11 protein-coding genes and 1 tRNA gene are annotated in these 12516 nt (G+C 70.2%); 5 read left to right on the forward strand and 7 right to left on the reverse strand.

All coding sequences use genetic code 11. The annotated features are described in order from the left end of the window. Positions 1–4 precede the first annotated feature (4 nt). The 3 genes from ACW9J6_RS10685 to ACW9J6_RS10695 are packed head-to-tail and all read left to right on the forward strand — an operon-like array spanning position 5 to position 3240. The gene (locus tag ACW9J6_RS10685) at positions 5–1891 is read left to right on the forward strand and encodes a TRAP transporter large permease (RefSeq protein ID WP_457116449.1); all 1887 of its coding nucleotides are present in this window, start codon (positions 5–7) and stop codon (positions 1889–1891) included. Positions 1892–1900: 9 nt separating this feature from the next. Then, positions 1901–2239, forward strand: coding sequence for a cupin domain-containing protein (locus tag ACW9J6_RS10690; RefSeq protein ID WP_457116450.1), 339 nt, complete (start codon positions 1901–1903; stop codon positions 2237–2239). A gap of 11 nt (positions 2240–2250) precedes the next feature. Next, positions 2251–3240: an NAD(P)-dependent oxidoreductase gene (locus tag ACW9J6_RS10695; protein ID WP_457116451.1), complete on the forward strand. Its 990-nt coding sequence runs from the start codon at positions 2251–2253 to the stop codon at positions 3238–3240. Between the two features lie 212 nt (positions 3241–3452). On the opposite strand, the gene ACW9J6_RS10700 is transcribed toward ACW9J6_RS10695, so the two are convergent. Then, positions 3453–5732 carry a hypothetical protein gene (locus ACW9J6_RS10700; protein ID WP_457116452.1) on the reverse strand — a complete coding sequence of 760 codons (2280 nt, stop codon included), beginning with the start codon at positions 5730–5732 and terminating at the stop codon, positions 3453–3455. Positions 5733–6187: 455 nt separating this feature from the next. Continuing rightward, the gene (locus tag ACW9J6_RS10705) at positions 6188–6670 is read right to left on the reverse strand and encodes a DUF3280 domain-containing protein (protein ID WP_457116453.1); all 483 of its coding nucleotides are present in this window, start codon (positions 6668–6670) and stop codon (positions 6188–6190) included. A gap of 300 nt (positions 6671–6970) precedes the next feature. Between ACW9J6_RS10705 and ACW9J6_RS10710 the strand changes: the two genes are divergently transcribed. Further along, positions 6971–7177, forward strand: a complete 207-nt coding sequence (locus tag ACW9J6_RS10710; protein ID WP_457116454.1) for a hypothetical protein — start codon at positions 6971–6973, stop codon at positions 7175–7177. A gap of 143 nt (positions 7178–7320) precedes the next feature. Here the strand turns inward: ACW9J6_RS10710 and ACW9J6_RS10715 are convergent, their stop codons facing one another. Then, a complete protein-coding gene (locus ACW9J6_RS10715) occupies positions 7321–8655 on the reverse strand; it encodes a leucine-rich repeat-containing protein kinase family protein (protein WP_457116455.1) in 1335 nt (444 codons plus the stop codon). Positions 8656–8807: 152 nt separating this feature from the next. Here ACW9J6_RS10715 and ACW9J6_RS10720 point away from each other — a divergent pair, with 152 nt between their 5' ends. Continuing rightward, the gene (locus tag ACW9J6_RS10720; RefSeq protein WP_457116456.1) at positions 8808–9020 is read left to right on the forward strand and encodes a hypothetical protein; all 213 of its coding nucleotides are present in this window, start codon (positions 8808–8810) and stop codon (positions 9018–9020) included. Between the two features lie 225 nt (positions 9021–9245). On the opposite strand, the gene ACW9J6_RS10725 is transcribed toward ACW9J6_RS10720, so the two are convergent. The 4 genes from ACW9J6_RS10725 to ACW9J6_RS10740 form a co-directional block, all read right to left on the reverse strand. Beyond that, complete coding sequence (locus tag ACW9J6_RS10725; protein WP_457116457.1) at positions 9246–9986, reverse strand: glycosyltransferase family 2 protein; 741 nt, start codon at positions 9984–9986, stop codon at positions 9246–9248. After that, on the reverse strand, positions 9983–11644 hold the full coding sequence (locus tag ACW9J6_RS10730) for a phosphotransferase (RefSeq protein ID WP_457116458.1): 1662 nt from the start codon (positions 11642–11644) through the stop codon (positions 9983–9985). Before ACW9J6_RS10730 ends, ACW9J6_RS10725 begins: the two co-directional genes overlap by 4 nt. A gap of 2 nt (positions 11645–11646) precedes the next feature. Beyond that, the gene (locus ACW9J6_RS10735; RefSeq protein WP_457116459.1) at positions 11647–12027 is read right to left on the reverse strand and encodes an HAD-IIIC family phosphatase; all 381 of its coding nucleotides are present in this window, start codon (positions 12025–12027) and stop codon (positions 11647–11649) included. Between the two features lie 338 nt (positions 12028–12365). Further along, positions 12366–12441, reverse strand: a tRNA-Phe gene (locus ACW9J6_RS10740). Positions 12442–12516: the final 75 nt, after the last annotated feature.

Consider the following 12516-nt stretch of genomic DNA (forward strand, 5'->3'; position numbering starts at 1 on the left):
GCCCGTGCTCGTCGAGACCGGCCCGGCGGCGCAGACCGCCCCTCCCGCCCGCGCCTCCCTGCCTGCCGCGATGGTCGTGAGCCTGCTGCGCGCCGTGCAGGCTCTGGCGGCGCTGGCCCTCGCCGCCGACCTCGCGGTGGTGGTCGGCGCCGTGCTCTGGCGCTTCGCCTCCGGCGACTCGCTCGAATGGGCCGACGAGGTCGCCCGCATGCTGCTGATCGACGTGGCCTTCCTGGGCGGCGCGGCGGCGGTGGCGCAGGGGCGCCACGTGGGCATCCGGGTGGTGCGCGACGCGGTGCCCGAGCGCGTGCGCGCCGTCATGGAGGCGGCCGGCCTGCTGGTCGAACTCGGCGTCGCCCTGGCGCTCGCAGCTTGCGCCCTGTCCTACGCGGCCACCGCGGCGACGCAGGTCACGCCCTTCGGCCTGCCGCAGAACCTGTTCATCTATCCGATGGTGGTGGGCGGCGCCTGCATGGCGGTGTTCCTCGCCGCGCGGCTCGGCGCCCACCGCCTCCGGGACGTCGCGCTGGCTGCGCTGACGCTCGCCGGCATCGCGGGCCTCGTCGCGGGCTGGGCCCTCCTCCTGCCGGATTCCGCCCCGAGTCCGCTCGCGCTCCTCCTCCTCGGCTTCGCGCTGGCGCTCGGCTCCGGCATCCCGATCGCCTTCGCGCTCTCGGTCGGCGCCCTCGTCTTCCTGGCGGCGGATGGCGGCATCGACCCGGCGGTCTTTGCCCAGCAGGCGTCGAGCGGCATCGACAACTTCGTGCTGCTCGCGATCCCGTTCTTCGTCCTCGCCGGCCTCGCCATGGAGGTCAACGGCATGTCGGTGCGGCTGATCGAGCTCCTGCGCCGCGCCATCGGCGAGCGCCGCGGCGGGCTCGGCATCGTGACGATCCTCGCCATGGTGCTGTTCTCCGGCATCTCGGGCTCGAAGCTCGCGGACGTGACCGCGGTCGGCACCGTGACCGTGCCGGCGATGCGCCGCTCCAACCAGGATCCCGCCGAGGGCGTGGCGCTGCTGGCCGCGAGCGCGATCATGGCCGAGACGATCCCGCCCTGCATCAACCTCATCATCCTCGGCTACGTGGCGAACCTGTCGATCGGGGGGCTGTTCGCGGCCGGCATCCTGCCGGCGATCCTGATGGCCGCGGCCCTCATCCTCGGCGTGGCGGTCTTCTCCGCGCGGGCCCGCCCGGTCCCGGTCGAGCGCTCGCACCACACGCTCACCCACCTGATCTGGTCGAGCGCGGTCAGCCTCGGCGTCATCGTCATCATCTTCGGCGGTTACCGCTCGGGCTTCGCCACCGCCACCGAGATCGGCGCCTTCGCGGTGGTCTACGCCGTCGCGGCCGGCATCCTGTGCTTCCGGGAACTCTCCGTCCGGGCGCTCGCCGATCTCTTCGTGCGCTCCGCAACGCTCGCCGGCATGATCCTGTTCGTGGTCGCGGCCTCGCAGACGATCGCCTTCTCGCTCACCATCAACCAGGTGCCGCACGCGCTCGCCGAGGCGATGATCGCGCTCAGCCACGGCGGGGGCGCCTGGATCTTCCTCCTCGTGTCGATCGCGCTCCTCGTGGTGATGGGGGCGGCGCTCGAAGGGGCGCCGGCCCTGATCATCTTCGGGCCGCTGCTCCTGCCGGTGGCGCAGGGCTTCGGCATCGCGCCGCTGCACTACGGGATCGTGCTGATCATCGCGATGGGGCTCGGCCTGTTCGCCCCGCCGCTCGGCCTCGGGCTCTACACCGCCTGCGCGGTGGGCGGCGTCTCGCTGGAGGAGACGGTGCGGCCGATCGGCAAATACCTGCTGCTGCTGCTCGTCTGCCTCGTGCTGATCGCCCTGGTGCCGGAGATCACGATGGTGCTGCCGCGCAGCATGGGTTTCGCCAAATAGGAGTTCGGGATGGTGCGGCGCGGACAGGTCTTCACCCGCGGGGCCGAGGTGGCGTGGGAGCCGGCGGGCGAGGGCGTGCGCCGGCAGGTCCTGGCCTACGAGGATCGCGTGATGCTGGTGCGGGTCGCCTTCGAGGCCGGCGCGGTCGGGCCGGCCCATTCCCATCCCCACGTGCAGTGCACGCTGGTGGAGCGGGGCGTGTTCGACATCACCATCGCGGGCGAGACCGCCCGGCTGGTGGCGGGGGACACCTTCCTGGTCCCCTCCGGCGCCGTCCATTCCGCCGTGGCGATCGAGGCCGGGGCGCTCACGGACGTGTTCACGCCCATGCGGGAGGATTTCGTGTAGGGGAGGCGCCCATGCGGATCCTGCTCACCCACACCCCCGCCATGCGCGAGCGCTACTACGGCGCCCGCGCCCTGTCCGGCCTGGACGCGCTCGGCGAGGTCATCCGGCACGAGGGCGAGGCGCCGCTCACGCCGGCCGCGCTGGTGGAGGCCGCGGCGGGAGCCGACCTGATCGTGTCGGACCGCCAGACCCCCGGCCCGGCCGAGATCTTCGCCAAGCTCCCCCGCCTGACGGCCTTCCTGCGCTGCGCCGTCGACATCCGCACCATCGACGTGGAGGCGGCGAGCGCGGCGGGGGTGCTGGTGACGCGCGCGAAACCCGGCTTCGTCGCCTCCGTCACCGAACTGGCCCTGGGCTTCCTGGTCGACCTCTCGCGCGGCGTCTCGCGCGCCGCCGCCGCGTACCATGCGGGTCGGGTGCCGGAGGCGCGGATGGGGCGGCAGCTGCGGGGCAGCCGCATCGGCATCATCGGCTACGGCGGCATCGGCCGCGCCCTGGGGGAGGCGGCCCTGGCCCTCGGCATGGAGGTGCTGGTCACCGATCCCTACGCCCGGGTCGCGGGACCGGGCCTGCGGCAGGTCGGGTTCGAGACGCTGATGGCGGAATCGGACTACGTCGTCTGCCTCGCCGTCGCCACGGCGGAGACCGAGAACCTCATCGACGCGGCGGCGCTCGCGCGGATGCGGCCCGACGCGTTCTTCATCAATCTCTCGCGGGGCGACCTCGTCGACGAGGCGGCCCTCGCGGCCGCCCTGCGCGAGGGCCGGATCGCCGGCGCCGGCCTAGATGTGGGCCGCGCGCCCGACCAGATGCCGTCCCCCGCCCTCGCGAGGCTGCCGAACGTGATCGCCACCCCCCATCTCGGCGGCCTGACGCCCCCCGCCATCGAGGCGCAGGCCTTCGACACGGTCGAGCAGGTGCGGGCGATTCTGAAGGGCGAGGTGCCGGAGGGGGCGGTCAACGCGGAGCGCTGGGCGCGACGGCCGGCCCGGAAAGCCTGATACGGTTTCCGGACGATCCGTTCGGAAACCGTATCACCAGCCCGCGCGGCGCCTGAGCGAAGCCGGTTTCTGCATTGCGAAGCAATCAATCGGAAACCGTATGACGCGGCCCGCTGGTGCCGCCCGGACGGCCCCCGCTCGCGACGCGATCGATCCCCGGAGTCGTGCCGGGGACCCGCTTCGCTCCCCGCGCGTGGATCCTGGGCAGCCGCTCAAAGGCTCCAGACTTGCGTGCCCGCCGCGCCGCTGAGCACGAGACTGTCGTGCCCCGAACTGTCGACATCGCCGAGCATCCGCAAGGTGCGGGAGTCCCAGCCCTCGTTGTAGCCGAAGTCGTTGATGGTCTTCGAAGGATCCAGCGTGAAGGTCAGGGTGCCGACCGCATCCCGCGAGCCGACCGCCACCAGGGTCGCGTCGGCGCCGAACCCGACGATGTCGGGAGTGCCGTCGCCGTTGATGTCACCCACGCGCCGCGGCGTGAGGTCGTTCGACCATCCCTGCGCCACTCCGAAATCCGCGATCCCGAGGTGGATGGGGCCGAAGGGCTGGCCCTGATGGGCCGTCGGGTCCTGACCCTGCGCCACGAGAACGCCGTTGGCCCCGAACGCGATGATGTCGTCGTAGCCGGTCACGTCGTCATGGACCACGAGGCGCGTGGTGCCCTGATCGGTCCACCCCTGGGCTCGCCCGAAATCGGACGCGTTGCCGTTGAACGTCGCGGTTTGAAGGGGCCCGAGGCCATAACGTCCGCCGCCGTCCTTCGTTCCGAGGGCGAATGAGGTTCCGCCCGGTCCCATTCCGAGGAAGTCGGCGATCCCGTCGTTGTTCAGGTCGATGATCGCGCCATCGTTGTCCTGGAAGGTGCGGATGTCGGTGAGCTGGTCCCACCCGTTCCCGTTCCCGACCGCCGGCAGGACCGTGTATCCGGTCGACGCGTCCGCGGTCGGTGCGAAGGCCTGATTGCCGACCAGCACGCCGCCTTGCGCGAAGCCGAGGATCGACGCGTAAGGGTCGCTCGCTTGCGTCCTCACGATCTGAAAACCGTTATGGGCCGTCCAGCCCTGACGCCTGCCGTAATCGGCATAGAGGTGCGGCGCGGTCTCGTACACCTGCGCACCGAAGATCCCGCCGAGCGCGTCGTAATTCGCGTCCTGCCGCGTCGCGCCGTACCAGTAGATGCCCGCGTCGCCCTGACCATAGAGGATGTCCGCGACACCGTAGCCCGCCGCGGCGGATCCCCTCTGCGAAGCGGCATCGTAGCCCTGGCTCGTCCCGAAATCGTGGACCACTCCCGCCGGGTTCGTGAAGCCGGGCCCGGGGAACGAGATGCCGTTCGAGACGAACGTCGTGTCGGACCCGAAGCCGAGATAGTCGACGCTGCCGTTGTGATCGATGTCGTGCAGGGACCGCGCCGTGTCGGCGGATCCCCATCCCTGCGCCACGCCGAAATCGTTCAGCACCGGCGCGCTGCTGCCCGTGAGGGGCGTCCGGTCGGTCGCCGACTGGCCGGCCGCGACGGTGAGAAAGTGGGCGAAATCCTTCGTGCCCGACGCGTAGATCGGATTCGTCGTCGGGGACGGGGCGAGGGCGGTCTCGATGGAGGCGGACGAGGTCACGACGGCGAGAACCTTCCCGTCCGCCAGGGGCGTGAGCGCGGGCGCGCCGTGGCTGTAGAAACCACGCCCGCCGGTCGAGACCGTCTCCCTCGAACCGACGACGAAGGTGGAACTCGGGCCCGAGAAACCGCCGGTCGCGGCGTGAATCTGGGCCACCTCGATCCCGTGAGAGCCGGCCGCATCGTAGGCGGCGACGAGAACGCTGCCGTCGGCCAAGGTCGACACTTGGTTCACGACGGTCTGCCCCGTCAGCAGCGGGGGCCACGACCTCGCCGGAGCGTAGCTGCTCCCGCTGACCTGCCAGAGGGTCGTGACACTCTGATGGGTGGCGCCGGGTATGCCGAACGCGACCGCGAACCCCCCGTCCTGCAGCGCGGTGACGCTGTCCTGTCCGCTCGGACCGACCACGGTCGCCCCGATGTCGATGCTCGCCAGGGCCAGGTTCGCGGCGATGACCGTACCGGCGTCATCGACGACCGCGCCGACGAGATCGATGCGATCGTAGATCCGGTTGCCGCCTCCGTCGACGGCGCCTGTGGGACGCAGGGTCTGCCAAGTCGCGAGGTAACGATTGTTGGCGAGCGCGGTGAGCGTCACGTCGCCGGTGCTGGTCGCCTCGTCCGTCTGAAGCGTCACCGTCCGCGCGATGCCGGATCCTGGAGTGACCTCCAGGACCCTCGACAGGCTCGCGCCGGCCGCCACGTCGTGCAGAACAGCAAAGCCGCCATTCGGGACGACGGCCGTTGCGACTGATAGCGCCGCTTCGGCGAGTGGCTTCGGCTCTGTATAGGCTGGATTGATGCCGTAGGTTGCCGTATTGTCCGACAGGATGATTGATGTTGCCGCCGACGGTTGATTTGAATCTGGTCGCAGCAAAGTATAAACAAAATACCCGTTCGGCGGACTAAAATCTACATCGCTAAATTGGGAATCTGACGTAGTGATTACTGCGTGCGGAGTGCCGACCGGCTTTCCGTTGGTGTCATAATCATAAGATCTGACCGGTTTTATTCCCCCTCGGATCAAATTTCCTCTGATAAAGACTGTGAATCCGGACCCTGGGTCGGCTGCGTATTTGGCCTGCGTTCCATCTTGAGGCGCGACGGTAAAGAAATTAGAAGAGCTTCGGATCAGAACTGACATGATAGTCTCTGCCTTCAGAGATAAGATTCCAATCTATAAATGGATTATAGATCGATAATTATCTCGTTATATCCTTATCAGAGCTGAGGCACCCGTCCGAGAACATTGTTGTATGCACGCGCGTCAGACAAAGTCGGTCCTGACAGCGACATTCCGTATCAATTGCTCGCATTGATAGCAGTGTCTTGCTACTTCGCCAACAGCTTGTTTTTGACGAGATAGCGTAGTCCGCGGTCGAACGATTCGTCGTTGTCGCCGCGGATGTCGACGCTGTAGCCGCGCTCCGGCCCATCGGCCGTCACCGGCTTCACGTAGACATTGATGTTCAGGATCAGGTTCGAGACCTTCTGCACCTCACCGGTGACGGCGACATCGGCGCCGAGCTTGCGCGCCAGGTCGTCCACGCAGCCGTTGCAGTGGCGCAGGTCGCTCTTGGCGGCCTCCGCCTCCACCGGTGCGACGGGAATGATCGTGTAGCGCCCGCTGCCGCTCAGTTCGGAGCGGAGCTGCTCGGTGAGGCGCCCGAGCCGCCCGTAATCCGCGTCGGTGGGCGGGGAGGCGCCGAGATTGGCGAACTGGAAGCCGAAGACGGCGGCCTTCTGCGGGTCGGCGAAGCTCGCGGTCGCGCCGAGCGCCAGGGCGAGGGCGGACAGGACCAGGGTTCGGATCATCGGGCACTCTCAACCGGCGTGACACGGTCTCGACGCGGGACGGGGGCCTTCGGTTGCAGGCCCGCTCGCCGGAAGGACGGATTTACCCCGAGCTGCGCCCGGCGGAGCGGGACCGCCCTGCTTGAGCGGGGCGGGGCAGCGCTCCATCGCCTCGCCTTGCCGGGACGCCATCCGTCTCGATCAAGCGGACGGCGTCCCATCCGGGCCAGCCCGCCATGATGGCTTGTGCTCAGCGGCACATCCTCTTCTTCCGGATCGACGACCATGATCTCGCGTAGCGAACTCATTCGGAGGCCCGCGATGTCACGTCTCATCGTCACGAGGCTCAAGGGCAAGGCGCTCCGGTCCTTCGGTGGATCGCGCTCAGCAGACGATGCGCGGCAGTCCGACGAATTTCCCGACGCTCTGCTCGACAATGTCGTCGGAGGCACAAAGCCCGGCGGAACGCTCTATGGAGCCTGCTCCGGAGGTAAGCACTTCGGCAATGTCGTCATCACGACTTGGTAAGGCGCCTCTTTGAGACATCGATGGTGTACCAAAGAGTATCTCTTTGGAGATGCGGAGCGAACGGGCCGCCGTCCCAGCACCGGCTGTGGCCCGATCCTGCGCGGCGCCCAATCCCGGAGAGCACGACACCTGTCGACGGTCCATCACGGCCTCGCGCCGTCGCGCGGCGCGAGGCCGTCGAGCAGGGCCGCGGCCTCCGGCAGGCTCGGCCGCGCGGCCGGGTCGGAGGCGAGGCAGGCCTGCGCCAGGGCGCTCATCTCCGGCGAGGGCGGGCCGGCCACACGGGCGAGGAGCTCGTCCAGCAGGATCCCGAGCGCCAGCACCTCGGTCCGCCGCAGCCTTTCGCCCTCGCGGCCGGCTGGAAGCCGCGAGGCAGCCCCGAGATCGCTCAGCACCGCATGGCCCGGACCGCCGTCCCAGAGCACGTTATGGGCGTAGAGGTCGCCGTGCAGGATGCCGCGCGCCTGCAGGTGGGCCGCCCCGGCCGCGACGCCGCAGGCGATCCGCAGCGCCGCCTCCGGCGCGAGCGCGAGGGCGGGGTCGTAGACGTCCCGGCTGCAGGTCGCCAGGCTCGGCGGCCCCGCCAACGGCCGCCAGTCCGGCGGCAGGAGCCGCAGCAGCAAGCCCCATGCCCCGTCCGGATGCCCCGCGACTTGCCCCAGGGCGCCGGTGAGGTGCGGATGCGCCCCCGCCGCGAGGCTCGCCGCCATCTCGTGCTCGGGCAGCCCGTCGCTCGTCATGGCGCCCTTGAACAGCTTGAGGGCGACGGGGAGGTCCGCCGCTCCCGGCCGCCGCCAGAGCGCCCGCCGCACGACGCCCGAGGCGCCTTCGCCCAGGATCTCGCCGGGGCATAGCGCCGTCCAGGGCACCGTCGGCGCGGCCGTCGCCCCGGCGCCCGGCTCGCAGGGATTGCCGGACCACGCCACCCACGCGAGGCGCGGCAGGTCCGCGAGCCAGGCAGGCAGCGCCGTCAGGCGGTTCGAGGAGAGGCGCAGCAGCTCAAGCCCCGTCGCGTCTGCCAGGGTATCCGGCAGGGCCTCGAGGGCGTTCCCGGACAGCATCAGCTTCGTCAGCTGCGGGCGCGCGCCGAGGGCGCGGGGCAGCGCCGCGAGACGGTTGTCGGTGAGCGTCAGCCAGCGCAGCCGCGGCGGCAGGGACTCCGCCGGGACCTCGCTCAGGCCCGCGGCCCGGAACCCGACCTGGCTCAGGGCCGGGCAGTCTCCCAGGCACGGAGGCAGCCGCGCGAACCGGTTGCCGGAACAGAACAGCACCCGCAGGCGCCGCAGCCGGCCGAACTCCGCCGGGAGCGCGCTCAGGCGGTTGTCGCTGAGGTCGAGGATCTCCAGGGTGTCGGCGAGGCCGAGGATCTCCGGCGGGAACTCGGCGAGGTCGGCGGCGAGGCGCAGCTCCCGCGCGCCCGCGAGGTCTCCGCGCCGCAGGGCCGCGAGCCGATCCGGACCCGACATCGCCATCGTCATGGTGACCATCCCGGCCGCGGCCCCTCTGGACGATGGCCGCCGGACCCGGGTGATGGCAGGGCTGGCCGGTCCGGTCCAGGCCGCGGAGCCCGCGCGCGCGTCGCGCGTTGGTCCGCACCGGACCAGAGGTTCCGGGAACGGGGAGGGGCGACATGTCTCATCGGGGCTATACGCTGCGGAGGGAGAATGGCGGCTGGGGCGTCTATGCGCGCGACACGGGCGAGCCGGTCCGCGTCAACGGGCGCCTTCAGACGGGCCTCCCCCACGAGACGGCGGCGGAGCTCGCCGAGGCCCTGCAGGCGCTGATCCAGCCCGGCCCGGCGACGGCGCCACCCTCAACGCCCAAGACCGGCCTGTCGGGATGACGCGCGGCGGCCGCGGCCCGGCCCGGCCCGTCGCCTCGGCCTCGACGTTGAGTGCCAGAGCCCGACCGCGCCGTGGCCCGTGCTGACCGCACCCGTCGTGCGGCTGACGGATTGCACCCTCGCGCAGCAGGGCGGCGGAGAGGATCGGGCAGGGCGTAGACCCCGCGCCCCCTCACCCGGACGGGGTCGCTGTGAGGGCGGGCACCACCGATCCCGCCGCGGTGATCACGCCTCGGCGAAGAGGTCCGGGCGCTTCTGGAGGTCCTCGTACTGGGCCGGCGTGCCGCAGAACAGCACCTCCGGGACGGGCACCTCGTGAAAGCGCACGTCGCGGCCCTGCGCGATCATCGCGTTGTACATCGGCGCCACATAGAGTTCCGGCGCGCTCGGCGCCCGCCGCTCGGCCTCGAAGGCCGCGTGGTAGTCGCCGGCCCGGCGGAAATAGTAGAGGCCGGTGCTCGCGAGCCGGGAGATCACGCGCTTCTCCGCCGTCTCGGCCACGCGCTCGTCGCCGTCCGGGTGCGGCCGGGCGTAGGAATAGCCCGGATCGTCGGCGTCCATCACTTCGAGGTAGCCGTCCGCCTGCGCCATCCAGGACCGGTCGGGATAACGGAAGCCCGGGCGGATCGTGTCGATGTTGAAGATGGTCACGGGCTCGTCCGCCGCCACGCCAGCCCCTTCGAGGCCGAGCCGGACCGTGTCGGCCTGGCCGAGCGTCGGCTCCGAGAGCATCACCACCTGCATCCGCGCGACCCCCATCCGGGCCACCTCCCGGCCGATGAAGGCTTCCGTCTCGGCCTCGTGCCGGGCGATGAACAGGAAGGGCTCCGTCGCGAAGTAGTGCGCGAAGCTGCCGACCGTCCGCTCGAACAGGCTGCGGCCGTGCAGGTCGAGCATGTATTTGGGCAGGGCATACCCGGCGTTGCGGAAGCGCTGGCTCAGTCCGGCCATGGGAATGACGATCACAGCGGTCCTCCTGCCAAGAACTCCGTGCGGCGGCGGCGCCTCACCGGACCCCTCGCGCGCGGTCGGTGTCGAGCCCGGCATAGAGGCGCAGGGCGTTGGCGATGAAGGCCCGCTGCCGGTCCGGACGGTCGCCGTGGAGCGGCAGCATCGACAGGAACAGCCCGACCGTGATCGCCCGGATCGCTGCCCCCGCTCACCCCGCCGACCTCGAACTCGCGCCAGGCCTCCTCCAGCCAGGCGTGATGCGGCGCGGCCTCGAAGGTGATCGAGAACCGGCCGTTATCCTCCGCCGGCATCGCGTAGCGCCCGGCGATGATCTGGTCGTAACGGCCCACGATCGAGTGGCACATCTTGGCGAGGTCGTAGCGCGTGTCGCCGTAGATCGAGTGCTCGCCGGCCTCCACGTAGCCGCGCGGGTCGATGACCTTGATCCGCTGCACCCGCGAACTGTAGAGCACGTTGCTGAAGCAGAAATCCCCGTGCATCACGGTCTGGCGGCGCCCGCCGCCGAGGTCGATGCCGGTCTCCAGATCCTCGGCGATCTGCATCAGCGAGGGCATCGGGTGCCCGTCGTAGCGCAGCATGTGGTGGATGTCGAAGCCGGTCTCGTCGGAGAAGCGGCGCAGGCGGTCGGCGGTCTTCACCGTGGCGAGCTGGCGCAGGGCGGCGCCGGCCGGGCCGGGACCCTGCGCGTTGGCGCAGGTCGCCAGGAACTCGTGGCAGGACTGGAGCACGCGCAACCAGGTGGCGCGGCCGAGCGTGCCGAAGACGAACAGCTCGGAGAGCGTCGGCAGGTGCTCGTACTCGGTCTCGTAGAAGGCGGTGCCGTTCTCCTCGCCGCTGTCGATGAGGCGAGCCGTGTAGACGCGCAGGGCGGGCGGCAGGCTGGCAAACCACGAGGCCTCGGCCACCATCTTCTCGGTGTCCGCGCTGAGCTTGCGCACGGTGCGCCCGTCGATCCGCAGCGTGTTGAAGGCCCGCGCGCTCGCCAGCAGCCGGCGTGAGCGGAAGAAGGTCTGCAGGTGCCCGAAATCGAGCCAGTTCGGCACGTCGACCGCGCGCAGGCCACCCTCGCGGGCATAGGCCTCGATGCCCTCCACGAAGGAGCCCCGCGCCCGCACGATGGCGCGGACCAGGGCTGAACTGCGGGCGAAGGCGAAGTAGCCGCAGGCAACGAGCCGCGGATGCGACACGGGCAGGCCGGCCGCGAAGGTCTGCAGGCCCAGGACGCGGTCGCCCTCGAGGCGCACCTCGGCCCAGGAATATCCCTCCTCGCTCGTCGCGACGCCGACCTCGTCGAGCCCGGTCGGCAGGCCGGTGACGAGGGTGTCGCCGTGGAGGATGCGCACGGGCTGCTCGGGGCCCCCGATCAGGTTGAGCGCGAACACCACGGCGTCGCCGAGGCTGAGCCCGTCCGGCACCGTCAGCACCGTCGCGCCCGCCTCGCTCAGCCGCCGCTCGTCCTCGGGCGGGACGACGTAGCTCTCGGGCAGGGTGTAGTAGACCTGCCGCCCGCGGCCGAGCTGCTCGAGCTGGTACTCGTAGAGGCGCTTGGTGCCCACCGGCAGGAAGGCCGGGGGCAAGTGGCCGAACTCGGCGGACAATTCCTGGTCGACGAAGGCGCTCGACGTGACGAGCCACAGACCGTCCGAAGCCATCGTCACACCGCCGAAGTTGGCCCGATCAGGGCGAGGATCTGCTCCCGCGTGAGCGAGACGAACTCGGAGGGCCGCACCGCGCGATCATCCACGTAGAACCCCTCCGTCCCGCACCACGGTTTGCCGACGTGGATCTCATCGTACGGCACGTCGTGGCGCTTCAGCCAGTCGATGATGACCGGCAGCGTATGGGCCGTGATCTTGCCGACGGAGTTCTCGTAGGTGCGCATATTGCGCGCCGAGTAGATCACGATGGTGAAGCCCATGGCGCGGTACTCGCGCATCCGCGCAACCACCTCGGGATCGGGCTCCTTGTCCGCGTAGCCGACGGACGGATCCTCGCGGGTGATCGTGCCGTCGAGATCCATGACGAGGCGCTTCATGGTGCGGAATGTTCCTGCTGGGAGAGCCGGGAGGAGGCGGGATGACGCCCGGGCCGGCGGGCTTCGCCGGATCGTGCGTGGTCGTCACACCCTCTCCCCGGCCGCGCCTGCTCGGCGGGCGCTGTAGCATCCCGAACCCGTCCCGTCACCCGCCAGAGCCGCAAAGCGCAACCGCGCGTTCCAAGGCCGATGGGACGCACGGAGAGAGACGGTGCCGAGCGCATGCGAGGGGATGGCGGCGAGCATTGCGCTCCGCTCCCGCCGATCCGGCGGCCGACTAACTGCACGGGACCCTCAAACTACGCCGTTGCGGCGTCACATCCCGAGATCAATGGATGTGGTGCCCAGGGGCGGAATCGAACCACCGACACTGCGATTTTCAGTCGCATGCTCTACCAACTGAGCTACCTGGGCTCGCCGGGCTGCTGCGGGGCAGCGGCGATGGCGGGGGTATAGTCAGGCGCGGCCCGGCTGTCCAGCCGTCTCGTG

The organism is Methylobacterium sp. JK268, assembly GCF_054052225.1.